The following is a 25,292-nucleotide window of genomic DNA, read 5'->3' as shown; positions in this document are numbered from 1 at the left end:
TCTAGTTTTTGGGTCCTAATCGCCTTCGATTCGAACCCTCTTCGTAGGCTCGAACAATTTGGGTTACGAGAGGATGTCTTACAATGTCCGACTTCTCCAGGCGGATTTGTTTGAAACCTTCAATGTTCTTCAGTCTCATTAAGGCGTCCGTCAAGCCGCTTCGAGTGTGGGGTGGTAGATCAAGTTGTGTCTCATCACCGGCGACCACAATCTTGGAACCGTTCCCCATTCGGGTCAGAAACATCTTCATTTGAGCCACCGTGGTGTTTTGCGCTTCGTCGAGAATGATGAACGCTTCATTAAGCGTTCGCCCTCGCATGTAGGCAAGCGGGACCACTTCGATAACATCTTCTTCCATCTGACGCTTGATCTGATCGTAATCCATCATTTCATGCAAGGCATCCAACAACGGACGAAGATAAGGATTGATTTTTGCTTGGAGGTCTCCCGGCAAAAATCCCAAGCTTTCACCCGCTTCCACAGCCGGCCGTACCAGCACAATCTTACGTATCCTCTCCTCTTTCAAGGCTTCGACTGCCAAGGCGACCGCCAAATAAGTTTTGCCGGTACCGGAGGGGCCGACTGCAAAAGTGAGGTCATGCCGGCGAATTGCCTTGATGTATTTGGCTTGACCGGGGGTGCGAGCGTTGACTTTTCGCCCTGGCGCCAGCACTTGGATCGGCTCAGGTTGGACTTCGCCGGAATCGGCATGGGTCACCAGTCGTAGTACTTCGCTGACCTCTTCGTCCGCCAAACTGCCTCGGCGCTCCACGAGAGATTTCAGTTGTTCCAACGCCTGGGTCGCTTTCGCGACACCTTGATCGGATCCGGCGACACGAATTTTGCCGTCGCGATGCGTGATTTCAACGCCCAATGCGGAACGAATTCGCTTAATGTGCTGATCGCGAGCTCCAAACAGAGACAGCAGCGAATTGACGTCGACCAGCGAAATGGTTGATTCTGTCATTAAAATGGGCGGTCGCGTCTATCATCGAACCGCACGTGTTCCCTCCGGTTGAGAAGTACTAACAACTATAGTACTCCATGCACCTGCCGCGAAAGTCGGAAAGCGATTATCTCGCGTAAGTTATTTTGATTGCTTGACTTACGCAATGCACTCTCAGTCATGTTGGCCTGCCACTTAGTTAATCGACACGGATTTGAGCGTTAAACGAGGATCAGCATTCCGCTGGCCCACCAAGCAAAGCTAACCGGAGCCGTGCTGAGCATGGAGTCGGCAACATCCAAGACACCGCCCATTCCGGGGAGCCAACTGCTCGAGTCCTTTTGCCCCACTTCGCGTTTTAGCATCGATTCTGCCAAGTCTCCCAGCACGCCCGCCAGTGTGAGCGTGATCGCATAGAGCATGAACCAAACAAGGGATCCCGTTTGGGTGTCGCCAGCGAGTTGTGGCAAGATCAGTGAGTGGACCGCCCAGGCGCCGAGCATGGCGGCACCGATTCCTCCCAGCAGGCCTTCAATGGTTTTTCCGGGGCTGAGGTGCGGAGCCAGTTTGTGGCGTCCGATTGAACGGCCTACGAAATAGGCTCCGGTATCGGAAAGTTTAACGATCAAGATGGTGGCGACGAGGGCGATCAGTCCGACGCGGCTGGAGTGAAGATAGCGAATTTGCATCAAGAAACTCATCAGCAATCCGGTGTAGGTTGCTGCGAAGATGCCTGTAGCGAGTCGGGAGAGAGATTCGCCCGGCTGCCGAAATCTGACAAGTTCACAGGAGAAGACAATCGCCACTGCGACAGCCATGCCGATCAGGGTCCAACCTGGCTTGCCAATGGGGCAGTCGATTGGATATTTGATCCAAAGGAGTGGTGCGAGAGTAAAGGTCAGGACCGAAAAGGACGCCAACAGGTTGGGGACGGCCGAGACCGAGAACTTTCCGGTTCGGAAGATCGCATTGACTTCATGGCAGGCCATCACGCCAATGATCAGCGCGACGGGTCCGAGCCAGATGCCGGGGCGACCTCCATTTACTTGGTCGTCAAGCCAGATCAGCGTCAGGAGAGGAATGATCAGGATTGCGGCCACGACTAGACGCCAACGAAGCACTCCGCGTTCCTTCCTCTTTTAGTCGTTCATGTTTAAGCCACCGTAGCGGCGATCTCGTGCGGCAAAATCTCGCATCGCTTCATGCAAGTCCTTGATCTCGAACTCAGGCCAGCTCTTTTCTGTTACCCACAGCTCTGCGTAGCTGATTTGCCACAACAGAAAATTGCTGACTCGCATCTCGCCTGCCGTTCGGATGAGCAAGTCAGGATCTGGCATTCCTGCCGTGTAAAGCGAATCAGAAATCGTCCGCTCGTTGACTTCGCTCGCCGATATTTTACCGTTGGCTACTTGAGTTGCAATCCGTTGGACTGCGTCGACGATCTCAGAACGCCCGCCGTAATTTACCGCCAAGCAGAGTCGAGTACCGCCGTTTGTGGAGCTCATTTCGACGGTTTTGTCGATTTCTTTCAGCACGGAATCGGGAATGTCATCGCGACGGCCGATCAGCTTGACGACCACATTTTGTTTCATAATCAAAGAACGCTCTTCGATCATGTATTGTTCCAGCAGATGCATCAGGAAATCAAGCTCATGCTGCGGGCGTTTCCAGTTTTCGCTGGATAAGCAGTAAAGTGTAAGTTGATCGATTCCCAGTCGAGCACACTCCTCGGTCGTGCGTCGAACACTGGCGACGCCTTGTCGATGCCCTTCGATCCGTGGTAAACCGCGGCGTTGCGCCCAGCGACCGTTTCCGTCCATGATGACGGCAATATGCTTCGGGCGTCGATCTGGTTCCAGATTCAGTTCAGGCGCGGTAGTGGTGGGTGATGTCGACACGTCAGTCAATGGTTGCTCGGGGAACTGGAAGCTGGGGTTGCAGCGTCAGTTCTCTGGTTACGCGATTTGCTCGGAAAAAGTTCGCGATCCAGACAGAGGTATCTTAGGGTCGCGAAACGGCCTTGCCATATTGCTGTGAAAGTTGGTCATCCAAGAATATTGTCTGTGCACGATCGGGTCCCACGGATGCCACTCCAACCGGTCGGCCAACGAGTTCGGCGATGCGATTCATGAAGGCATGCGCATTCTCGGGCAAATCCTCGGCTCGATCAATCTCAGTCACATCAGTTTGCCAGCCGGGAAGAGTCTCGAAGATCGGTTTCGCTCGTCGCAAGTCTTCTGCATGGCTGGGGAAGTCTGTGACCCGTTCCCCGTTAATTTCGTAGGCTACGCAAACCTCGATTTCGGCGAGATCGCTGAGAACGTCGAGCATCATTAAGGAGAGCATATCAACACCGCTGAGGCGCGCCGTGTAGCGAACTGCAACTGCATCAAACCAACCGCAGCGACGAGGTCGCCCCGTGGTGGTTCCATATTCGTTACCCCGTTCACGAATATGCTGTCCTTGTTCGTTATCTTGTTCCGTTGGGAATGGGCCGCCACCGACTCGCGTCGTGTAGGCTTTGACGACTCCGATGACTCGATTGATGCATCGAGGGGGTACGCCTGATCCAGCCGCAACACCGACGCCGGAACTGTTACTACTGGTGACGAAGGGGTACGTACCATGATCAATATCGAGCAGGGCTCCTTGGGCCCCTTCGAAAAGAATTCGCGCGTCTTCTTCGATCGCATTCAACAGGATGGGGGTTGTGTCGATGACGTGTGGGCGTAGTTGCTCGGCGTAACCTGCAAACTCGCGGTGGATTTCTGCAGCGTCTAATTGAATTTTGTTGTTCGCGTCCAAACTACCGAGCAAGGTCTGTTTTGCACTCGTGATTCGCTCAATTCTTTCACGAAAGTCAGGACGATACATATCTCCTAATCGTACGGAGAATGTTCGGCCGACCTTGTCCCGATAGCAGGGGCCGATTCCACGCAGGGTCGTACCGATGTTCTCACCGTCCACGATGGCCTGGTTGAGAATCCGATCTTCCTCAAGATGCCACGGCAGGACGACATGGACGCGATCGCTGATTAGCAGGTTGTCCGTGACTTTTACGCCGCGGCTCGTGAGCGACTGGATCTCTTGCAAAATAGTGGGAGGATTCAGCACAACGCCTGGCGTGATCAGGTTCTTCGCTTGGCTCGAAAGAATGCCACTGGGGATGTGGTGTAGCTTGTAGGTGTCTTCCCCTACCACGACCGTGTGTCCCGCATTGGCACCCCCCTGGTAACGTACGACCAGGTCAAATTGCGATGTAAGCAAGTCGACGAGCTTGCCTTTGGCTTCGTCTCCCCATTGCAAACCGATAATGCAAGTTCCGGGCACTTTGTATCCCCTTAAAGTTCATGGCCCTTTGGGACCTGATGTTGCTGATCCCTCGGGCGATTCATTGCTGAGATCATCCCGAAACGGGGTTCTAGGTAATTCAACTCGTACTGTTATCCGAGTGACATGCCGAACGAAGAGCCGTACTTCTCAGCCTTCGGCCATGGTTCGGAGGGCGCCATGCGGAGCAGGGCAAACTCACCATCTTATGGCAAGCCGAGGCGGTTCGGCAAGCGGCCAATTTAGTGTTGGCCGATTCGCCCCCCGCAGGAATCGTTGAGAGGGTGTGGGATTGCCAGAGATCGGCCGGGTGAGCGTCGCTTATCCGCTTGGGAATTGTCGGCAGTACTCATAGAGTGCCATGGAACCGGCTGTTGCGACGTTATAGCTGAATGGCATGCCATAAACCGGGATTTCGACCACTTCGTCCAAAAGTCTCAAGACTTCGTCGGAAATGCCGTCTCGTTCGTGCCCAATCACGAGCACGCTTTTGCGGTCAAACTTGAACGTATGCAGATTTTTGGAGTCGCTGCTTTGTTCTAGACCAACCAGTTGGTAGCCCTCTGCTGAGAGATCCTTCAGCACGGGCGGCAAACTGCGCCGGCGATCCAACGCGACAAAGCTCAACGCATCACGTGCGATTTTCGGATCCACTCGCTGATTGCCGCAAGCGATCACCTTGGTGACCCCACAGCATCCGGCCGCCCGGACGATTCTGGCAAGATTGACATTGCTGCGCATCGGCGGCAGCGCCACGATTAGCTCGCGTGGGCGATTTAGTGAGCTGGGCGGCTTGTGCCTTTGGTGGATAAATTCGTTCATCAATGTGGGGGAATTCGCGCAGTCGCTCGATGAAGGGAGCAGGGTAGATGATTCTACCCAAATGGCGTAACGAATCCATCCACGAAGATGGTTCACGTATTGATCCGCGTGAGAGATCTTTCCTCTAACCGATTGAATGACGCGGCACTACATTGATGCGCGCTAGTTCGATCACCGATTCTAGCTTTTCGGGCACGGTTCGATAAAAGTTGTGTTTGCCGTCACGGCGAGCTCTCACTAAACCGGCCGTGCGCAACAGGCCGAGGTGATGGCTGACGGCCGGCTGGCTTTGCTCCAAAATGTCGCAAAGTGCCCGAACGTTTAATTCGTCAAACTCAACGAGCAAGCTCAACACGCGCAATCGGGTTTCATCGGCAAGTAGTCGGAATGCACTGGCGAGATCTTTCAACGCCGGTTGCTGTGCTTCGCGATCGACTTGGGTTTGCTCCGGTGTGTTCGAAGCAAGCGAAGGTTTTGAATTGGGGAAAGGTTGAGTCGCCATCGGATTGTGAGTCGTCCAGTCGTTCATCGGCGAACTTGCTCCTTAGAAGTGTTTTGAGCTGTGTTCAGAGCGCATAAGCACGGTCGTGAAATGATCGGTCTTAGATTCCGAATACCTACTTTCAGTTGCGTCTTAGCCGTCGCCTCACAGAACGTGAATTGAATCAGGCGTTGGCTTACGCTTTCAACGTTTAGCTCACTTGAAAAACGTTCGCATTCGACAAACGAGAATTCATTTGTCGGAACGATAATCTCCTCAAGTGAAGATCGGTTGCCTCGCATTGTAAGCTACCGCCAACCCAGTTGGAACTCTGTAACTTGGAAAAATAGCAGTCGCTACCTTGTCAAGGAAAATGAGTAGTTCCTCGGTCGTTGAATGAAAAAAACGACCACGTTTTGCTGGAACTTGGCAATGAGTCACGCTATGGTCAGGGAGCGGCCGTTGCCGATAGCGAATTGATAGAACGGTCTGCCTTCACTGGGGTTACCATGATTCCAAGGTGATGGATGTCAATCGGATCAAGCGACAATCGCACGGATCGCCCCGGTTTTCATTTCGTGTCGATCGTTAATCTTTGTTGCACTTGAGCGTAAACCTCAAAGGCTTCATGGATTGCTGCGACCGATTCCGTTTCACACTGATCGGCAGCTGCGGACCAGGCGCGATTGAGCATTCTCTCGACCACTGCAAGATTGACTAGAATCTCCGCGCCTTCGCGCATTCCCAGGCGTTCGATCACTTGATGTCGGACGAGCGAAAATGGGATGACGAAATTCGTATTGAGTTGCTCAATTTGATCGGTGATCTCCGCGGTCGAGGCATGCTTGGCATGAGAATGGAGTTCGTTGAGTGGTTTGCCAAAAGCCGTAATCAACACGAAAGGATCCGACGGCTGCTCGGTGACTTTGGCGGTGAAGTGACGATCACGGGTCAGTGTCCAACGCCAGACGCCGACTCCTGCGACTGCAACGACGACAGCGAGGGTGGTCATCGGCCATGTGTTGGCGAAAGTTTGTCCGGGTGCTGGGTTCTTAGCCGCGGCAATGGCCGCCGCGATGACACCACCAAACAGGAGGATGTAACTTGAGAATCTTGCGGTTGAATCCATTTTTGTCGTTAGCTCCCCAAGATTCGGTAGGCGGTTAGCATCACACCCATGATGGCCTCGCCGACAATAAGCCCTGCTGCGAGTGGCACCAAGTTTTCCTCGCAGAAGGCGGCGCCCCGCAACCGCTGAATTCCCATCTGAACCAAGCAACCGATTCCGTAGCCGAGTGTGATTGAGAATGGCAGGTACATGGCTAAGCCAACCAATACTCCGATTCCGGGGGCGGGCGCGGCGCCGAGCACCGCGCCGATTGCACCACCGGAAACATATTTGTCCACAGGGATATTGCCGTTGCTGACAGCTTCGAGTACGCCCACCAAAGCAGCGGCTTGCGGGGCCGGCAATGGCGTGTTGTCTCCAAAGCCATTTTTTCCACCTGCACCACCAGCCCACAGAATGTAGACGACTCCGAGTGCGACAAGAGCGCCGATCCAGGTGGTGCCAAATTGTACGATCTGTTGCCTGATGGGACGTGCGCCGATTATGAAGCCCGTCTTCAAGTCTTGCATCATGTCGGCTCCCTGTCCGATGGCCACACAGACGGCTACTCCCACGATCATCGCGGCAGCAATGTTCTTGTTCAGTAAAAACATCATCAAGGTGACGGAAATTAACGCCATGCCTGACATGGGTGAAATGTCGGTCAGTCCTGTTGCCTGAGCCACAATCAATGCCGCAAGTCCTAGCCAAATGGTACCGACGATTGCGGAGATGATTGCTTCGGTTGTGGTTACGTCAGCTGTCATGCGCGAGGCAAAAAAAAACAGCACGAGTGCTGCGATCGTACCCAATGCGATGGTGCGAAGACTCAGTTCATCTCGGGGCCGACCACCCAACCCTGCCGTTTTTGCGGCGCTACTGAGCGTTGCAAAGGCTCCGCGTATGGCTGGCAGAGCCATCACTACTCCCATCAATGCTCCGCCGATGATCACGCCAATTCCCAAGGGCCGCAGCATTTGTCCACCCACGAACGACGTCGCCTCCAACACATTAGGAACCCAGCCTAAGTGGACCGCGATGGGAGAGATAAGCCACCACGCCACCGCGCCACCCAGGAAGAATGGAAGGCCGCCGCGACCGGAGAGCATGCCAGCCGCCAAATTCATCAGCGAGAGGTACACGACGGGCGCACAGTAGTCAGGGATGACACCGAAGCCGAAATGTAGTTCTTCGCCGGCGGAAATGCCGAAACCTCGCGAATCCAGCAACGCATCAGGCGTCGCAAGGAGTCCAAAGTCCATCACGACTTTCCAGGCCGCACTAATCGCGAAACCGATGGCGAGCAAAAGAGCCTTGCTGGCTCCCGATGATCCGGCGCGAATGATGGTTGCCGTGGCAACACCGGACGGAAAACGTAGTCGATCCAGTTCGATCATCTGTTTTCGCAAAGGAATGATCACAATCACTCCTAGGATTGCACCAGCGATTCCAGCAATTGCCAATGGTAACGGTTCGAATGTGAGAGAGTCATTGCCCGCAGAGGCGAGTTTGGCTTGAAGTATGAATAAGGCTGGGACAGTAAATACGACTCCTGTGCCGGCGGTGTTGATGCCTGATGCGATCGTTTGGTTGATGTTGTTCTCAACCATGGTCCCCTTGCGCATCACACCACGCAGGATCGCGTAACCCATGATCGCTGCAACGGTAGAGCCACCGATAGAAAACCCCAGTTTTAATGCTGCGTAAACAAATGCAACGTTTAAACATACACCTTGGATGATACCCAAGACGACAGCCGCCACAGTCAGTTCTCGATATTTGGTGGTGGTTTCTTTCATCCGGAGCTTCTCATTTCGGTGCCGACTGGTTGAGGGAGGCACCGCGATCTGTGCTTACAGTGAAAGGTCACGGAGCATTTGTCGCCGCACGCATCGTATCTTGATGCTCGCCCAGGTCCTAGTGAATTCGGGCGAACACCACCCTACGATTGTCTGCTGGTGGATCTTTGTGAGAGATGTTCTCCCTCGGTGCAGTTGTCGATCAACTCCAAAAACGGATTCTGCTGGTCTCGCCAGCTGATGTAAAGCGTTGAGAGTAACGCCAACGGCGAACGGTCAGTGCTGAAGAAAAATAAGATGCCGCTTTGTAGCCTTTCGCATCGTCTGACGTTAGACCAGGCGATAAAACGCTGGCGACCGAGGCAGGTCTGGACGATTCCCAACGGGCTCAGCTGGAACCGAACCGGGAGCCAGAATCTCCACAGGGAGATCAAGATGGCGAGGCAACCTAAGAGCGCACAGGCGGCGCTTCCGGAAAGATAAAAAAGAAGGCTGATGCAAGCGATCGTCAGCAGCAAATAAAACACGCTCCGCCAGCCATCCTGTACGAGAGGCCAGTTCAATACCTCCACCTCGGGGGGCGTTAATGAAGGGGCATCCAAAGGTGATCGTTTGTCGGTGGCGCTCATCAGAGAATGACTTTAATCGAAAATGTTGGCCGAGTCGCCTTCAATAGCTTGATTTCCACTCTCAGCGTCAAAAGCGGGCGAAGATGCTCGTTGTGGCATATTCTTGATTTATTAGCGACCCGGTAAGTGGCTTCCGCGACTCTGGAGCTTGGGGCGAAGCACAGTCTTTCGACGGGGGAAGAAGCAGCGTAAACTGTGAAAGTCCAGCTGAAATGAAAAGTGCCTTTGCGCACCTCGGCGATGCCAGCGAATGCTGGGGCGCCTAAGCAAGAACTGAGTCGTAAGGAAAGACGATTCAATGCAAGGAAAACTCGAATCCGAATTGGTGAATCCCCCGGATAAGAATTCACGCCGCCTGCCCTTTGGGAAAGTGTTGCTCTGTTTCGTCGGGTTGGTGCTTGGCGGTGTGGTGCTCTTGGGATTCTCTTGGCTAGCCTTTGTCGGCATTTATGGGCCGGAGACTTGGGTTTACCGCGGAAACCAAGTGCCCCCACGATTCGTTCGCATTATGTCGGATGTTGGTGCCTTAGAAGAACAGGAGAAGATTATCTTCTTTTATTCCGATGCGATGACCAATATTCGTGATGGTTTTTACTTTGTGAGTGACAAGAAGGTCGTCGTTTATTCAAATGCGATACAACCGGATCCGTTGACGATAATTGAATTCGAGCAAATTGAGGATGTCACACTTGACCGGTCTGAAACGGTGTTTAGTGACAGCGAGATTAATGTTTATGCGAGGGAGGGTTGGTCGATTTGGTTTCCCGTTTCCAGCGAGTTTGATCGGGACGAAGAATTCTTCGAAGCGATTTCGCAGCGAGTTCCCCAGAGCGGACTCCTTCCTCCCGATTAAATCAATAGAAAGCTCACAAATATGAAAGCATTATTCGTTATGCTGACGCTAGTTAGCTTGCTGATTGGAGATGGGCAAGCTCAGGTTACGGCGGTGCCCGGACGAATGCGGTTGATTACCTATAACGTTTGGTACGGGTTTACGAAACTTCCGCAACGCAAAACTCGCTGGGTCGAGTGGATGTCGCGGCAACAACCCGACTTGGTGTGCTTGCAAGAATTGAACGGCTACACTTCCGATCAATTGAAGCGAGATGCAGCCAGTTGGGGGCACGAACATAGCGTGTTGCTCAAAGAAGACGGCTTTCCGACCGGTTTGACTTCGCGATTTCCGATTCAAGACGTCCAACGCTTAAGGAAAGGATTCCAGCATGGTGCCATGCGAGTCTTGACTGCGGGCTCTTACGTCTATGTGATTCACTTGCATCCGAGTAATTGGCGCACACGACAGCAGGAGATCGAGTTCGTTCTGGCGGATTTTGAACGATTACCCGATGACGCGCGAGTGCTCCTCGTCGGTGACTTCAATACCTTTTCACCCAAGGATAAAGACCACTATCAGTCGAAGTTGGAAGTTTTTTTTGCAAACCGGGACGACCGATTTCGCGAAGTCAATTTGCGTGAAGGGCAATTGGATTATTCGGTGGTGAAACGTGTTGAAGCGGAGGGCTTCGTGGATTTGGAGGCGAAGTTTCGTGAAGTTTTTCAAGGTACGTTTCCCACGGAAATCGAAAAACCGGGCGATGACGGTGATTCACGGCGTTTAGACTACGTGTTTGCGAATCCAATTGTCGCGAAACAGTGCGTGGCGGCGCGCTCAATCGTCGATTTGGAAACCGCAAAAATTTCCGATCACTATCCGGTCATTGTGGATTTTAAGATAGCGCCCTGACGCCCAACGTTGGGGAGCGACAATTGTTGGTCGCAAGATAAGTGTTTTTACGCGTTGGTTTGCGCACTCGTTGAATCGTGAGATGTTGAAATGATTGATTACCGAAGACGGGAGGTCGGCGCTGATGGTCAGGTGCTTTTGATGGAGCTTTCCGGCCAGTTAGATGCTGCAGCCTGTGAATTTTTGTTTTCCGTCATTGATGGTGAAATCGAGGATGGTCGCAATCAGCTAATTATGGATTGTCATGACCTGCGTTTCATTTCCAGTATCGGGTTGGGGATGCTGATTCGAATTCATTCGAAAGCCAAAAAGAATGGTGGGGATGTCAAATTGAGTCGGGTGCATGGCGTGATTGCTGATGTGATTAAGTTGGTCATGCTCGACAAAGTGCTGCAAATCTACCCAACCGTTGACGAAGCGGTTGCAGCCTTCGAGGTCTGAATGCTCCTGCAAGATTGTTTATAAGTGGCAGGTTGAACACGCTGCCGCTAATTCTGATGCCGATGCTTGCGGCCAGGCCGATTGGATGCGGGCATGATGGCAGTGAGTACAGCACGTTTGCTGGTGGTTTGTTGCTGTTTGGATTTCGTGGCAACTCTGACATTTTGCGAAGGCTGTGATTTCTCGCGATGGCGATTTGTTGTGCGCAGTCGTTGGCTGCAATGTTGTCTTTCCAGAGGCAATGCGGAGTTGGCCTACGGTTGAGATCGAAACGCAATCGGAGGGGATCGCAAGATTAGACATAAGGCATTTGGCATCCGCCACGCTGCCAAGGGGCGTTGGTAACGGGTGGGCCTTCCCAGTCTCAGGAATATTGGGTCCACACGAAATAGCGATCAATAGCAGCATTACGAGCCCGAAGGCCGGTAGCCATTCGGTCTGTTTCGAAATGGGACGCGGCGATCGACGCTTTGCGGCCGGTCGTGATGCGACTTCACAACGTATTTGCTCCATCACGGTTTGAGCCGTTCCATCAAAGGCGGGCAAACGAATACGTTCTGCTTCCTTCAATGCTTCGGTGAATAAGTCGGTGGCTGGGCGCACGCTCTCTGCGAGTTGGCGACATTCATGGCATAAGGCGAGATGTCGCTGAACATTTAAATCCGTCGAGCGACCGGTCGGATCTGGGGCACGAGTGAGTATTTCGAAAACCGCGTGACAATCAAGCTTGGATGTCATGGGGAATCTCCGTGTAAGCGGCTTCGCATGTGGGGGGCGTGATTGAGTTGTTCCGTTAGTTTCCGCAAGCCGTTTCTTACTCGATTCTTAGCCGTGGAGAGACGGCATCGCATCGTGTCGGCGATTTCTTGATACTTGAGGTCCGCGTAAAACCGCAATCGTAAGCATCTGCCTGATTGGGGGGAAGCTTGTCCAATAATGAATCCAGCACCATCTTCTTTTCCTGAGTGATGGCAATGTTCTCAGCGGTGATCGTCTCCTCGGGATGGCTAATCGGCGGACCTCGATGCCACTCGAAATCCCAGCTAACAGTCGCCGGAGTTCGCTTTTTTTTCTGGTATTGTCGTCGGCATTGATTAAGTAAAATGGTCCAAAGCCAAGTGCGAAAACTGTAGTGAGAGTCGTAGGTATGGAGCGATCGAAACGCATTCAGAAAAGTTTCTTGTACCGCCTCTTCCGCTTGATCGCGTTGGCCGAGTCGACTGAACGCCACACGCATCAAGGCTGTTTCGTATCGAGCTGCAATTGAATGAAATGAATCGTCGTCACCCGCCAGGACTGCGGCCAGGACTGCGGCGATGTCAGCGGCATCTGCGCTCATGCGGTTTTGCTCTGCAACGGATCAGGAAGAGGTAGCGGATACCCCGCTGGGAGATTGGGAAATCTCTCCTCGGGTTGTAGCGCTTTTGTCTCGGAAAGGGTCAACTAAATCGAAAAAAAACCTCGTTTCGGGCATTCGCCCCTGAATCCGGCTTAAGATCGTCGTCGAAGGGGCGTGTCGGTGCAGACTGAATGGTAAAATATGCCGTCCGTCCAATGAGATGAAAAGGAATTGTTTTTCCATGAAAATAAAGCCAAGTCGCTTTGCTGTACTTTGGATCTTCGTCTTCACGAACGCGTTGGCCGCGGCTGATTTACCGAACGCTGATTTACCGAACGCTGATTTACCGAACGCTGATTTACCGAACGCTGATTTACCGAACGCTGATTTACCGAACGCTGATTTACCGAACGCTGATTTACCGAACATAGTGCTCGTCTTTGTGGACGACTTAGGGTATGGGGACTTAGGGTGTTACGGGAATGTCCAAATCCGTACCCCCAACATTGATCGACTTGCCACTCAGGGGCAACGGTGGACCAGTTTTTACTCCGCCGGGTCGACCTGTGTGACGAGTCGTACTGGTCTGATGAGTGGACGTCATCCGTCTCTCCTAGCAGGGGCAAAGCTAGTTGATTCGCGCCAATCGATGATGGCATCCATGTTCAAGAAACATGGCTACGCCACCGCAGTGATTGGAAAGTGGCATCTTGCTGATTGGCGACGAGATCATTTTGTTAAGAGTCCCATGCATCCGTTGGAATGTGGTTTCGAACACTATTTTGGTACGCCCGCCAGCAATGATATTCCGGCTCCCCCAGGGAAGATTCAAAATCGGGAACTGTTTGATCATTGCGACAATTTTACTTTCCCCGTTCCGTTGATTCGGGGACGCAAAGTCATTGAGTATCCGGCAAATCAAGAGTTATTCACGCAGCGATACACGGCGGAGGCGATTAAGTGGATCCACAATCACCGAGATGAACGTTTTTTTCTCTACTTGCCACACAACATGCCGCATGCACCTGTATTTGCCTCCAAGTCGTTTCAGGGACGGAGCGAAGCAGGACAATATGGAGATGTAATCGAAGAGATTGATTGGTCGGTGGGCCAACTAACCGCGACCTTGGACGATCTAGGACTCTCTCGAAAAACACTTTTTGTCTTCACCAGCGATAACGGACCTTGGAAGACCTTTGAAGTACACGGCGGATCGTCAGGTCCCCTGCGAGGTGAAAAAGGTACTTCCTGGGAGGGCGGTTATCGAGTTCCTGCCATCTTTCGTTGGCCGGGGAAAATCAGACCTCGCTCCGTCGACGGAATTGGTGCAAGTGTCGATCTGTATGCAACATTTGCTGCACTGATTGGTGCCGAGCAACCAGTAGGGAACGCCGGCTATGTTTCTCAGGATTTGCGAAGTGCGCTTCTTGATGGTGGGAAGAGTCCCAGAACTGCCTGGCTCATGGATGAAAGGGATGCCGATGCGTTTCGGTCCGGTAAGTGGAAGATTCATCTCAGCACGCTGTCTCATCTTTCGGATCCAGTGACGCGTCAATCGGTTCCCTCGATCAAACATGATCCGCCCTTGTTGTTTGATTTAGCGAATGACCTGAGCGAACAAAGGAATGTTGCGTCAACTCATCCTGAAGTTGTGCAGCGGCTTCTCAAGCAGATGCAAGCTTTTCAATCTCGGTAGGAACAAGATGATTCTGTCGCCCATTGTGGATGGAAAAGGCTAAGCAAGCGTGATTTGTTATGCGCAGAGATGGTGCACAAGAAATAGTTTGTTTGGGTAGTTGGTACGCGCCGTGAAGATTTTCTTAGTATCGCATGATTGAAGGGCAGTCTTGCGGAAGGGGTTGGGTCACTGCGTGAAACGGATCGCCTTGGCTCCCAACAGTGAATCCAAAAATGCGCTGCAAAGGAATCGTCCTGATGGGGTTCGATTCTGAAAGTGCCACCCTTAGTCCTGTGTCTCTTTTTTGCGTGTGCCTTGAGCGATCTGAGGCATCAACACTTTCAGTTCCCTCATTAAGGTCTCGGCAACGAGTTGATTGCCTTCTGCTGAGTAATGGCCGCTAGGCTCGTCTTTCTGGACTTGCGCAAGCAGCCTTTCTGGGGATAGAGTTTTGAAAGTAGTTGTAAGATCAATGAAGGGGATTTTCTCTTGCTTTGCAAACTCTCTGACACGGGAAGTGTATTTGGGCCTTTGTTTGAAGTCATCTCTAATGGTTGGTAGATAGACCAACACGAGTTGCTGACTTCGAGCTAGGGACAGCTGGTGGAGCTCATCAAAAACCTTGCTCGCTACAGGGAATACGTCTTTGGGTTTAAAGCGTTCGTCAATTATTTTCCTGCAAACTCGGAAAAGAGCTGTCTTGTTGGGGAAGGTTTCGAGCCAGCTGCGGGTGGGGTCGCTCCAGTCGGGGACAGGTACGTTGGCAACCAGCAGCGATTTGTTTTTCACCACAAGATAAGGTTTGGGATTGTTTACCAAGAAGGTGGGTAATGCCATGCGTTCAAAATCATTTTGGATGAACGTAAAGAGCAAGAGGTCCGTCTCAAAGTCAACGCCATCCCGCTTGTATTTGAGGTAAGCTTGGTCGATTCCGTATCCGCCTGTACCCAAATTGATTGCTTCTATATTTCGATTGAGACTTTCAAGGCGAGCCGGATAGGCCTCGTCGTCTTTGCAACCTTGCCCGTAGGTGAAGGAATCACCGATGCAAATGATCCGCGTCTTACCCGGTGGAACCGTGAGCGGATATTCGCGGGGCCCACGAAAACCGAAAGAATTATGAGTGATGCCGTCTTTCGAATAGTTCGGGATGTTAGCCCATCCCAGTTCGGCATCGAAACGTTTCGCCTTCTGATCGACAGGGGCGGCCTGAAAGATTCGAGACAAAGCTTGTCTTGTCGTGAGCCGCGAATATTTACGAGCCAAAAAGATCTGGCAGGTGACCTCAAGAAACAACAGGCAGAGGCAACAGCTGATTGTCAAAACGAGCAACTTGCTTCGAAGGCGACCTCTTTTGGGAGGTCGTTTCTCGTCATCGCCAAGTGATGATGTCATGAGTCGGTGTGCTTTGATTGGGGAGGCGCTGCGGTAAACGGGTTGAGTAAGTTTGAATGAGTCTGGTCAAGAATCTTTGTCAACTAATCTAAGCCAAGCTCTTTGTAATTGGTTTCGGAGGTTTCGATTATAGTTGGCCGTATTCCAGGCCCCCAAGATATTCTCAGGTCGTCAAATGGCATTGTTGTGCGAGCGTGTCATGGTGTGCTACTGTTTCGCTCTGAAACTGTTGGGAGGCGGATCGGTTCGGGCTTGCGATTAATGTTGTTAACAGTTGCGTTGTCAGGTTCGTGAAATGTTTACATCCGGTAAAGCTTCAGTCGCTTGCAAACGGCTGCGGCATCGAAAACCCGATTCAGCCTCTAATTGACCAGCTCGAATATGACGGTCGAAGCGCGGTAGACTCCGGGAAGGTCCGATGGCAGATCGACGAATTGTTTCCGCGATGGTCATTCGTTAATGCGAGGGCGAGATTTCTCGGTACTACCAGATTGGCGTTTTGTTCGGTTTTGTCCATCGGATGCGAGCGAGCAGCACATCACCTAGGTAGCCGTTGCGCGGCATCATCTCGCCAACAGTAATCCAGGATTCTCGGGAATTCACATTGGTAACGTTGAAGTTACCCATCAATGCAACCTTGTCGGGCTGGTTGATGCCATCACCGACAATCGGGAGCACGATCTGCTCGGTAGACCTTTTGAGGCAATAGCTTTTGGTGTCGACTTGCGCGATCCACAGCGGGGAACGCCAGCGAATGACGTTGCTGTTTTCAGGGGCTTTTCGAGTGTAGACGAGAAAGAGTCCGTCGCTGTGAGTCACCCAATGTTGCTGAGTTGTTGACATCTCGAGCGACGTGCCATCCTCCCAACACCAGGGCCGCTTGTCGGACCAATGGAGTCCGTCCTCGCTTACACTCATGTAGCCGCGATTGTCTTCGGCGCGCATGGTGATCCAGAATCTATTGTCGAAACGGGTGACGCTAGGCTCAAGCAGTCCGCGTCCTTTGGGATTGTGCAAAGGAGGACCTACTTCGCGTACTGTCAATTGTTCTCCATCAAAATTCGCTCGCACACCAGCGACCATTCGGTGGATCGCCTGCGGCCCAAATGTAAATGACATTTGAACATCGCCATTGTTGAGGACAACTCTTTGTCCGCAGTTGTTCGAGTAGATGTAGGCACTTCGCGGATCGTCCCATTCGAGGATCCTGCGATCCGACCAATGGCCCTCTTTATCTCGAACCGCATAGATTGGATAGCGACGTAACTGTTCGTTGCGGGCGAAGTAGTCACCTTTGTAGAACACGACATGGCCGAGCCCAATCACAGATTCCGTTGCCGGATGATATTGTGGCGTGACGTCGCAAACGGCCGCCTTGAGCCCATCGCGTCGTTGGGGGACTGTTTCACGACCAAAGGCCGCAATTGGCTGGGGAGTGCTCCAGCTTTTGCCAAGGTCTGCCGAGGTGGACCAGTGGACTTGGCCAAAGTAGTCGGAGCCGCCAATTTCTTGCAAAGTCATCAATGCAATCGGAGTTTGATCAGCTCCTGGCAGCATGCACACTCTGGGATGAAACCATGTTTTCCCCTTGCCGTCACGATTTCGCAGGAGCGTTTCCTTGGTGATGGAAGCGATCAGCGGTGGGCTCTCGTCGGATTTGACAATCTGTACGATCCCGAGGCTACAAAGTAAAGGGGCGATCAAGTAAGAAGGATTCATGTTCTGCTCATTTTTAATCAAACCCAGCCAAGGTTGCATCCTCATCGCTTGAACGATGTAGTGGTCTACAGTGCCTTGCGCGGTTACAGGTTGTTAGTGCGATAGTTCGGAGTCAAGCCGACAAGTCTCAATCGTTGGAAACCTAGCTGAGGGAAGGCAGCTAAAGTATACCGAATCAGGGGCCAACGATCTGTTTTGCTGGCAATGAATGGAGTGATCCGACAAGGGACGACACGACCACCAATCAGATAGTTGAATTGCAGGGGGAAACAGAGTGATGGCATTCGCGTGCCATTCTGAGTCGTGCAGCTTATCGAAATCGTGTTTGATCGTCGTTTAAGCATACTCGGTACTAGTAGCGCTTGAAGCCCTTCGTCGATGATCGCGAGATGCCGATCTAATCGACGGCTTCGTGAGGCCGTTGCAGAATTCCGCGACTAGCGACTTCAGTTACCTGCTTCCTCGCAGAACTCAGCCATCTTGATGCTTTCGTAGTCCACCTTGCCATTTGGTGTCCTTGGCAGCATGTCCCGTACGATGGTATTTCGTGGTGTCATGAACGTAGTCAGGTGTGTATCGCAGTATTCGAGCAAGCTTTTCTTAATATTTTTGACTGCAGCTTGCGGTACGACGACGGCCGAAACCATTTGCCCCATGAGTTCGTGAGGGACTCCGAAGACAGCGACTTCCTCGACGAGGCCGGAGAGTCGAATTGCCTCTTCAATTTCTTCCGGTGAGACTCGTCGCCCCATGGTCTTGATTTGTCGGTCAATTCGCCCCTTAAAATAGATGTATCCATTTTCGTCTTTGTGGCCATCGTCTCCAGTGAACAAACACTTCCGATCGGCAGCGTCTTGTTTTAAGACTTTTGAGGTGGCGATTGGATCATCCCAGTATTTGTGGAAAATTAAGTCGCCTCGATGAACGATTTGCCCAATTTGACCGGCGGGAAGATCGTTTCCTTCCTCGTCGACAATGTCGAGTTGAACGCCTGGTACGGGCAGACCAAGTGAATCAGGTTTTTCATCGATGAGGTGGGGGCTGAGAAAGGCGCTGCGGTATGATTCTGTCAGGCCATAATTTAAGACAAACTTCGCATTCGTAAACAGTTTCCGCAGGCGATTTAAGATCGGACGTGAGAGTTTGCCTCCCGCATTTTGTTACAAGATGAAAGCTACTTAGATCGGTTGCCTGAAAAGGTGAAAGCCCTTGCAGCAAAAACGAAAATAGCGACGGGTGTCCAGGAAAGACCGTTGGTTTGGATTCTGAAATCGCTTTGCAAATTGCAAAGAGGTTCAGTTTTTCCGGCAGGACATGAGTGGCTCCTGCAAGAATTGTCTTGTGGACTTGCAAGAATCCATAATCAAACGCCCATGGAACCGGACAGAGCAGTCGATCGCTTTCATCAATGTTTAAATCGATCGCTTTCATCAATGTTTAAATAACGTACAACTTTTGATGCGCCACGCATGAGATTCCTGTGGCACTGCGTTACTCCTTTCGGCTTTCCTGTGGATCCAGAAGTAAAAACGATGGAAGCGTAGTTAGCTTCACGAGGGCAGTCGATTTGTGCTGTTTGTTCGAATGAATAATTCGCTAAATGCAGGATGCGTGTTGACGTTTCCAGTCCGGCTGTATCCGCCGGTGGGCCATCGCAAACAACCAGTCTCGGTTGCGTCTTGTCGACGGCGTATCTTAGTTGTTCAAGTTTGGACTGGCGACCGAGCAAAACAGTGATAGCGCCCAGACTCCATGTCGCGATCAGTAGTGACAAAAAGTCAGCCGAGGCGTCCATGAAGAATAGCACTCGATCGCCTCTAGAAATCCCTTGGTCTTTCAGCAACGCCGTCAAGGCTGCAGCACGTGAGTATAGATCCTCATAGGTAAGCGAATTATCGGCTTGAACAAGGGCTAGATTGGTTGCTCGGTGTTCAACGTTTGACAGAAAAGCTTCAACTAGCGTTTTTTGCATTGTTGCCCTCATTTGAGCCACTCGTAGCTATAACTCTATTCGACGACGGGAATCAGTCTCGCTCTCTGATCTCCTGCACTGCGACAGGACCCAAACAGATAGGTTTCAGGAGGACAGCAAATGTTGGGGTGCGAATCGAAGATGCGCCGGAGCAGCGTTGTGCCCCTTCTGGGGACACCAACGATTAATACTCCTTCGTAGTCGTTGGTCATCATTGGTTCAATCCGTTCGGATGCTTGAGAAAATAATGGGAGCAGTCGCCCACTAGGTCAAAATTTGGTAGTCGTCCGCATTGCCTTCAATCACATGTTCCTGAGGAATGGGGTGACTAATCAATTGATGGGGGCTACAGGTGAATCCGTACGCTCCCGATGAAGCAATCGCGATCACATCACCACATTCCAATTGAGGAAGCGCGACGCTCGATGAAATCGTGTCAATTGTCGTGCAAAGCGGGCCGACTAGCATGTAGTCTTGAATGTCGTGTGGGGCTTCGCCGAGTCGTTGCATTGGATAATTTCGGCGAATCACCATGCCCATGAGTCCGCAGGCGGCTAAGTGGTTGTTCATGCCACCATCACACATTCGAATCTCAACGTCACGGCTCTTTTTTTTGCCAATTACCGAGGTCAGAAAATAACCGGCAGGTCCAACCAAATAGCGCCCCATTTCCAAAACGAATTGGGTTGATCCGAATCTTGTTTGCGACCGGAAGGCATCAATCTGCGGGTTGATGAGCTGACTGAGTTGTTGGAGATCTAGCGGGCAATCACCTTCCGTATAAGGGATCCCGAAGCCAGAACCGAAAATAAGCTTCTTCGGTTCGATCTGCGCCATCTCTGAAAACCTTGAAAAGAGCGTGATGAAAATGGCGAAGTTTTGAGAGATCGCTTCTTCGTTCAGAGAATTTGTTCCGGAATAAATATGAAATCCACAGAGATTCAGCGATTCGAATTGATCAAATTTACTCAGGACATCCGGCAGATCTTCTTCGTCGATTCCGAATTGGCTTGGTCGTCCTGACATCTGGAGTCCAAACGACTTGGGTGCATCTTTGGGATTGATCCGCAAGTAGACATCTACCGATGTTGACTGTTTTCGAGCTGCTAAATTCAAATGCGTTAATTCAGCATCTGATTCACAGACAATCTCACCGCAACCAACCGAGACGGCCGTTGCAGTTTAGCTTGGCGTTTTACCGGACCGGAAAATGTTAAGTTAGTAGCCGGATAACCAATCTCTAGAGCATGGTCAATTTCACCGGCTGAGGATACGTCAAGCGTAGAAACTAGAGGTGCGATCGAACGCAAGATCTGTTGATTGGGATTCGCTTTTACGGCATAGCTAACAGAAAACCGACCCCGAACGCTTCACGCAAATTGGTGAACTGTTGTCGAATATCGCTCAAGAAGTAAGCGTAACAAGGCGTCCCTCGATCCTGTGCCGCCTTGGCCAGAAAACGCTGCTGTTGGTCGGTGATCACTCCGCTTTCGTCCTCGAGATGTACGCGGCGATTTTTTCGGCGCTATCGAAGTTGTCCAAGCTGACATCAACGGAGTTCACTCCAATGTCATACTTCTTTTCAATCAGGATCATCAGCGAAACTAGTTGAAATGAATCAATGATTCCCGAACTAAATAACGAAGTGTCTGCTTTGATGTTTTCCGTTGCGATTCGCAGTTCATCGGAAAACAGAATCTTCAGTTCTTCGCTCAATTCGGTCATGTTGGTTGTTCATCTTGTAATTAAATTGAGTTGAATCTTTCGAACCTGCGATGAAATGAAAGTTGAACTGTTCCTTGTCGAAATCATGTCATTGTGATTCTAGACGCGATCAAACTCACTCGAAGCTTTTGATTTCTACTTGAGGCAGCGGTGGGGATGTAATCAGGCGATTATCGATCGACGGTGATCGTGTCGTCTAATGCAACAGACTACGGAGTAAAATAATACGTCGTAATTTGCGAAGAAAAGTAACAAGACGTTTTCAGGCACTGCAGATTTAATCAGGCATTTGCCATAACGTAGCGGAAAAATTAGAAGAAGTTTTACCTGGTTCCAGGTATCAAGTGGGTTGGAATTGATCGTTCTAAACCTTGCTTTTACGTTTGCCGTGCTAGTTCTTTCTTCTGACTCCGTATCGATTGATCCTGACGTCGCTTGGGTTGATGCGTGGGGTTATTCGGATTATCCATAGTAGAATCTCAAGCCATCTCTCGCGTGCACGGGGCGATTGCTTCGGGAGACCGCAGATAGCAGGCAAGCGTTGTGCCAAGAAAGTTGCAATCCTTCTTACGTTCGGGAATCGCTGGGGATTTGTGATGCAGGAGGGGAGCAGGGCCAGTATCGATCCGGCGTGTAGACGCGAGCCGTGATCGGCTGGAGAATCTGGGCCTGCTGAGCCCAAGCGACACGCTCGTCGAACCGAGTGGCTGGCAATTCGAGGTGATCGGGAAAGGAGTCGAACTCTAAGTCCGGGGTCGCTCGCGGTTTCAACCGTTTCCGGAGCAACAGCGTGGAGCCCCTCTTTTTAACGTTGTAAATCGGGTTGATGGACCAGGAGGCCTCGCCGTTTTCCGGACACGACCATCCCAGCCGTTGCGGTGACGGCTTTCGTATATAAGTATACGATTCAACCAGCGCACCTTTCTCACTGAAGGTATCGTCGCTCAACTGCACCGCTTGCAGCGCCATCCGCGTGAGTTCTTTTTGATCGACGAACAGTGCCTCTTCGTCACCGTCGAGGATGGAGCAGAGCTGTTCCCACATTTCCTTGCTGCGCGCTCGCGTAGTGGGCTGTGAAGCATTGGGATGCGCCGGGGGCATGCACATCGGAAACACGGCTTGCCCATCTGGCGGCAGTACCCTTGAGAGTTCGCACAAACATTTCTCCAGACTCTCTAGGTAGCAGAGGCTGTCGCAACTGAACAGGCTACTGATTGCATCGTCTAAAAACGGCAGGTTCTGGTTTGCGTCCAGTGCTAAATACAGAACATTTTCGTCCGGGCGAAAGAAACGCCTTGCAACCATCTGGGTAATTAGCAATTTGTCGCAAGAGATGATCCGTGCTTCGGGATGGGCGAGCCGAATCAACGGGTGAAAATGCCCGACACTGCTGCAAAGGTCGAGTATGCAGGGACCGTCGAGAAGCCCAAGTACGGGCAGCGCCGCGTGGTAGCAGGCTTTTGCTGTTCGCCAGCGAAGATGCCCAGGCCCGCTTGGTGCTTCCTCGATCCCCTTGATGCCAGCCATGCGCCTGAAGAGCAAGTGAAGCCCGGACAGGCTGGGCCCGGCTTTCCCGAATACAGCGTGCAACCGCTCTGCAAGCGCGTCAGCAGCGAAGAGCCCTCGCGGGAACCAGCGGCTGATAAACTCCTCGAAAGACCCTCCTTCGGGGAAGGTTCTTAAACGATGAAGGACCGGGTGATTCCTCTTCTGGGCACCATACATACAGTAACAACCCTTTAGTATTCAACAGCTTACACCACCGCAGTTACTGCCGTGGCTGTACATCCAGCTGTACTCGTGCTACTTCTATTCACATGAAGGAGACAGGTACAGTGAAACTCAAGCACATCATGGTCACTGGTAAACGTGGGAATATCTCGTATCAGAGAAGGTTCCCCAAGGCTTTACGGGACCACCCTCAGGTCCGAGACAACCCCATCTACCGCAAGGCACTAGGTGTCACCACAAGGGATACCGATGCCGATGTACTCACAGCGTGGGAACAAGCTCACCAGACCTACACTGAGTACGTGGCAACACTGAAGTCAGCCAACATCGACCAACTGTCACAGGCTGAGAAGAAGAGAGGCATTCGGAGCGCCATAGGAAAAAGCAACTGGCTCGCCGTATAAAACGTTTCCGATAAATGTACCGAACGTTAGCGCCATGTCGTTAGAGTCGTTAAGTATTCCCCAGTCATAATTCGGGTTTCTGTAGCCATTATCAAAGAACAGGAAAGAGCCAGTGCCTTGCGTCTCCTGAATAGCCAGGTAATCTAGAACAGCGCTCCCCGCTATAGCGACTGGAGGGAAGGCCATAGTGGTCATCATACTAAGAGCAATAATTTTTTTCTCATATTCATTTCTCCTTAAATGGACTTTAACGCTATCGATAAACTATCGAGCCGCCGGATACTTCAAACCGGCCGATTACATGCTGAGACGGGGATTCGCTGTTGCGTGATAACAATGCAGAACCACTGTTGGAGCTGAGCGTATTCGCCTCGTTGCCTACTGCAATGCTCTTAAAATCAAACTCATAGATTCCGTCTGGCAGCAGTTCACCAGAAGGGGAATAAGCTGAAATTACAGGACTATCCCCAGCATAAACATCCACTTGGAACCATTGACCATTGCCAGTTATGGTGAGAGTTGCAGGGGCAACCGCTGCTGGAAGCTCGTGAGGCGACTGCTTTGTCCAAACTGGCTGGGCATTGGGCTCTACTGCTTCAACTTGCGAGAACGCGGGAAAACTACAAAATAGCGCAGCGACTACGAGAATATTTTTGGTATGCATAGATAAAATCTCCTTATGATTATGAGAATATTAATAAGCTTCTTCAATCAACCAGCTTTCGATTGGAATTCCTTGTGAGCTATAACACCATATTTCTGTGCGCGGCCTAATGGCTCAGCACGCCAAGATAATGACCAATTGCGACAAAGCTATGAGACTAGCTGAAAGGAGTTGTGTAACAGAGGAGGCCTTATTTTTTCTCCACGAAAAAATTGCCCATTAGACAGCGGGAGGAAACAGGTAACTGCAGTAGTCAATTTTTCAGAGCTATCACCGTTACACACAAAATGATTTGATAGATGTTTCTGTACTTAAGACTGCTAAGACTTTACATTCGTTTGAATCGGGACTTGGTAGAGTTGTTCTATGTACTGAACTCAAGCTTTTTCGGAAACCATGAATCAACAACGAATTCAACACACTGCGTTTCTGAATGCCTTAAAAAAACGTGGTGCTCATTGATGATTATTTCGCACAGATACAAATACATTTTTTTGAAGACGAACAAGACTGCAGGGACCTCGATAGAAATAGCGCTATCAAAGTACTGCGGGCCTAAGGATATTATTACGCCTATCGCGCCTGAAGATGAGGAAATACGAAGTAAATTGGGCTATCGAGGGTCACAAAATTATCAGAATACCTGGGGCCACTACCAGCTACGTGATTGGATACAGCTGCCTTCACAAGGCAAAAGAAAAGACCCATACTTCAACCACGTTGGAGCAAAAGAGGTTAGGAAAAATATTGGTGCGAGAGTTTGGAATAGCTATTTTAAATTTTGCTTTGAGAGAAACCCGTGGGATAGGATGATTTCACATTACCACTACCGCTGGGGGGGGCGCAACAAAGAGGACTGGCCACCACTCAGTCAGCACATTGAGTCTCACAGCCAGATTCTCAAAGAAAGGGGATGTGGGATATACACGATAGATGGAGGTGTCGCTGTAGACAAAATTTGCCGTTTCGAAAGTATTGAAGAGGAACTTGAGTCAATCAGGCTTAGGCTGCATATGCCAAAGAAGCTTGAATTGCCGCGGGCAAAGTCACAATATCGAAAAGATAAGCGTCATTATAGAGAGATTTTTGGTGAAGCAGAGAGGCAAAAAGTTGCCGAATTGTTTTCATACGAAACAGCTCTGCTGGGCTACGAATTCTAATTTCCGGCTTTGTAGATGTGCCTAAAAAGCTTAGATGATTAGCCAAGGAGAGGCTGGGCCTTTAGATGTTGCCAGGTTCTCTTAGCAAAGGCTATTCAGCACAAAGAACAGCTAAGACCGCAGGAATCTTCTGCTGGTATCTCTATAGCTCTTTCGTTTGCCCAGCTATACCGCTTACTTCTCCCGCAGCTCCCGCAGGCTGGCT

24 protein-coding genes and 2 pseudogenes are annotated in these 25,292 nt (G+C 51.2%); 5 read left to right on the top strand and 21 right to left on the bottom strand.

Features of this window, described 5'->3' with window-relative positions:
- Position 1: 1 nt before the first annotated feature.
- From P8N76_20780 to P8N76_20745, 8 genes are all read right to left on the bottom strand, one after another.
- A complete protein-coding gene (locus tag P8N76_20780) occupies positions 2-967 on the bottom strand; it encodes a PhoH family protein (protein ID MDG2384118.1) in 966 nt (321 codons plus the stop codon).
- Positions 968-1,167: 200 nt separating this feature from the next.
- Entirely contained in the window at positions 1,168-2,067 is a 900-nt protein-coding gene (locus P8N76_20775) for a phosphatidate cytidylyltransferase (protein ID MDG2384117.1), read from the bottom strand.
- 18 nt (positions 2,068-2,085) lie between these two features.
- Complete coding sequence (locus P8N76_20770; protein MDG2384116.1) at positions 2,086-2,811, bottom strand: isoprenyl transferase; 726 nt, start codon at positions 2,809-2,811, stop codon at positions 2,086-2,088.
- Positions 2,812-2,947: 136 nt separating this feature from the next.
- Complete coding sequence (locus tag P8N76_20765) at positions 2,948-4,276, bottom strand: adenylosuccinate synthase (protein MDG2384115.1); 1,329 nt, start codon at positions 4,274-4,276, stop codon at positions 2,948-2,950.
- A 321-nt stretch (positions 4,277-4,597) separates the two neighbouring features.
- The gene (locus tag P8N76_20760) at positions 4,598-5,098 is read right to left on the bottom strand and encodes an RNA methyltransferase (protein ID MDG2384114.1); all 501 of its coding nucleotides are present in this window, start codon (positions 5,096-5,098) and stop codon (positions 4,598-4,600) included.
- Between the two features lie 124 nt (positions 5,099-5,222).
- Positions 5,223-5,627, bottom strand: coding sequence for a metalloregulator ArsR/SmtB family transcription factor (locus P8N76_20755; GenBank protein ID MDG2384113.1), 405 nt, complete (start codon positions 5,625-5,627; stop codon positions 5,223-5,225).
- 523 nt (positions 5,628-6,150) lie between these two features.
- A complete protein-coding gene (locus tag P8N76_20750) occupies positions 6,151-6,708 on the bottom strand; it encodes a hypothetical protein (protein MDG2384112.1) in 558 nt (185 codons plus the stop codon).
- A gap of 8 nt (positions 6,709-6,716) precedes the next feature.
- On the bottom strand, positions 6,717-8,486 hold the full coding sequence (locus P8N76_20745) for an OPT/YSL family transporter (protein MDG2384111.1): 1,770 nt from the start codon (positions 8,484-8,486) through the stop codon (positions 6,717-6,719).
- A 927-nt stretch (positions 8,487-9,413) separates the two neighbouring features.
- On the opposite strand from P8N76_20745, the gene P8N76_20740 reads away from it, so the two are divergent.
- From P8N76_20740 to P8N76_20730, 3 genes are all read left to right on the top strand, one after another.
- Positions 9,414-9,968, top strand: coding sequence for a hypothetical protein (locus P8N76_20740; GenBank protein MDG2384110.1), 555 nt, complete (start codon positions 9,414-9,416; stop codon positions 9,966-9,968).
- Positions 9,969-9,989: 21 nt separating this feature from the next.
- Complete coding sequence (locus tag P8N76_20735) at positions 9,990-10,859, top strand: endonuclease/exonuclease/phosphatase family protein (GenBank protein MDG2384109.1); 870 nt, start codon at positions 9,990-9,992, stop codon at positions 10,857-10,859.
- Positions 10,860-10,949: 90 nt separating this feature from the next.
- Positions 10,950-11,300 carry an STAS domain-containing protein gene (locus tag P8N76_20730; GenBank protein MDG2384108.1) on the top strand — a complete coding sequence of 117 codons (351 nt, stop codon included), beginning with the start codon at positions 10,950-10,952 and terminating at the stop codon, positions 11,298-11,300.
- An 18-nt stretch (positions 11,301-11,318) separates the two neighbouring features.
- Here the strand turns inward: P8N76_20730 and P8N76_20725 are convergent, their stop codons facing one another.
- Positions 11,319-12,038: a hypothetical protein gene (locus P8N76_20725; protein ID MDG2384107.1), complete on the bottom strand. Its 720-nt coding sequence runs from the start codon at positions 12,036-12,038 to the stop codon at positions 11,319-11,321.
- Positions 12,039-12,114: 76 nt separating this feature from the next.
- Complete coding sequence (locus tag P8N76_20720) at positions 12,115-12,639, bottom strand: RNA polymerase sigma factor (protein MDG2384106.1); 525 nt, start codon at positions 12,637-12,639, stop codon at positions 12,115-12,117.
- Between the two features lie 241 nt (positions 12,640-12,880).
- Between P8N76_20720 and P8N76_20715 the strand changes: the two genes are divergently transcribed.
- Positions 12,881-14,335 (top strand): sulfatase-like hydrolase/transferase, encoded by a 1,455-nt coding sequence (locus tag P8N76_20715; GenBank protein ID MDG2384105.1) that lies wholly within the window; start codon positions 12,881-12,883, stop codon positions 14,333-14,335.
- Positions 14,336-14,602: 267 nt separating this feature from the next.
- Here P8N76_20715 and P8N76_20710 read toward each other — a convergent pair whose 3' ends face one another.
- From P8N76_20710 to P8N76_20660, 11 genes and pseudogenes are all read right to left on the bottom strand, one after another.
- A complete protein-coding gene (locus P8N76_20710) occupies positions 14,603-15,712 on the bottom strand; it encodes an SGNH/GDSL hydrolase family protein (GenBank protein ID MDG2384104.1) in 1,110 nt (369 codons plus the stop codon).
- A 483-nt stretch (positions 15,713-16,195) separates the two neighbouring features.
- Positions 16,196-17,431 (bottom strand): sialidase family protein, encoded by a 1,236-nt coding sequence (locus P8N76_20705; GenBank protein MDG2384103.1) that lies wholly within the window; start codon positions 17,429-17,431, stop codon positions 16,196-16,198.
- Positions 17,432-17,877: 446 nt separating this feature from the next.
- On the bottom strand, positions 17,878-18,183 hold the full coding sequence (locus P8N76_20700) for a hypothetical protein (protein ID MDG2384102.1): 306 nt from the start codon (positions 18,181-18,183) through the stop codon (positions 17,878-17,880).
- 60 nt (positions 18,184-18,243) lie between these two features.
- Positions 18,244-18,862, bottom strand: a pseudogene (locus P8N76_20695) (AMP-binding protein).
- A complete protein-coding gene (locus P8N76_20690) occupies positions 18,837-19,403 on the bottom strand; it encodes an AMP-binding protein (protein MDG2384101.1) in 567 nt (188 codons plus the stop codon). The pseudogene P8N76_20695 and the gene P8N76_20690 overlap by 26 nt, the downstream one beginning before the upstream one ends.
- A gap of 264 nt (positions 19,404-19,667) precedes the next feature.
- Positions 19,668-20,072, bottom strand: a complete 405-nt coding sequence (locus tag P8N76_20685) for a hypothetical protein (protein MDG2384100.1) — start codon at positions 20,070-20,072, stop codon at positions 19,668-19,670.
- A 39-nt stretch (positions 20,073-20,111) separates the two neighbouring features.
- Positions 20,112-20,713 (bottom strand): annotated as a pseudogene (locus tag P8N76_20680) (hypothetical protein).
- 23 nt (positions 20,714-20,736) lie between these two features.
- On the bottom strand, positions 20,737-20,886 hold the full coding sequence (locus tag P8N76_20675) for a hypothetical protein (protein MDG2384099.1): 150 nt from the start codon (positions 20,884-20,886) through the stop codon (positions 20,737-20,739).
- Entirely contained in the window at positions 20,883-21,128 is a 246-nt protein-coding gene (locus tag P8N76_20670; protein ID MDG2384098.1) for an acyl carrier protein, read from the bottom strand. Before P8N76_20670 ends, P8N76_20675 begins: the two co-directional genes overlap by 4 nt.
- Positions 21,129-21,695: 567 nt before the next feature.
- On the bottom strand, positions 21,696-22,853 hold the full coding sequence (locus tag P8N76_20665) for a methyltransferase domain-containing protein (protein ID MDG2384097.1): 1,158 nt from the start codon (positions 22,851-22,853) through the stop codon (positions 21,696-21,698).
- A gap of 663 nt (positions 22,854-23,516) precedes the next feature.
- Positions 23,517-23,927 (bottom strand): hypothetical protein, encoded by a 411-nt coding sequence (locus P8N76_20660; GenBank protein ID MDG2384096.1) that lies wholly within the window; start codon positions 23,925-23,927, stop codon positions 23,517-23,519.
- A gap of 461 nt (positions 23,928-24,388) precedes the next feature.
- Between P8N76_20660 and P8N76_20655 the strand changes: the two genes are divergently transcribed.
- Positions 24,389-25,087, top strand: coding sequence for a sulfotransferase family 2 domain-containing protein (locus tag P8N76_20655; protein ID MDG2384095.1), 699 nt, complete (start codon positions 24,389-24,391; stop codon positions 25,085-25,087).
- Positions 25,088-25,292: the final 205 nt, after the last annotated feature.

It is taken from the genome of Pirellulaceae bacterium, from assembly GCA_029243025.1.
Lineage (GTDB): Bacteria > Planctomycetota > Planctomycetia > Pirellulales > Pirellulaceae.
Note: the sequence above shows the minus strand (reverse complement) of the source record. Positions and strands in the feature narration are given on the sequence as shown.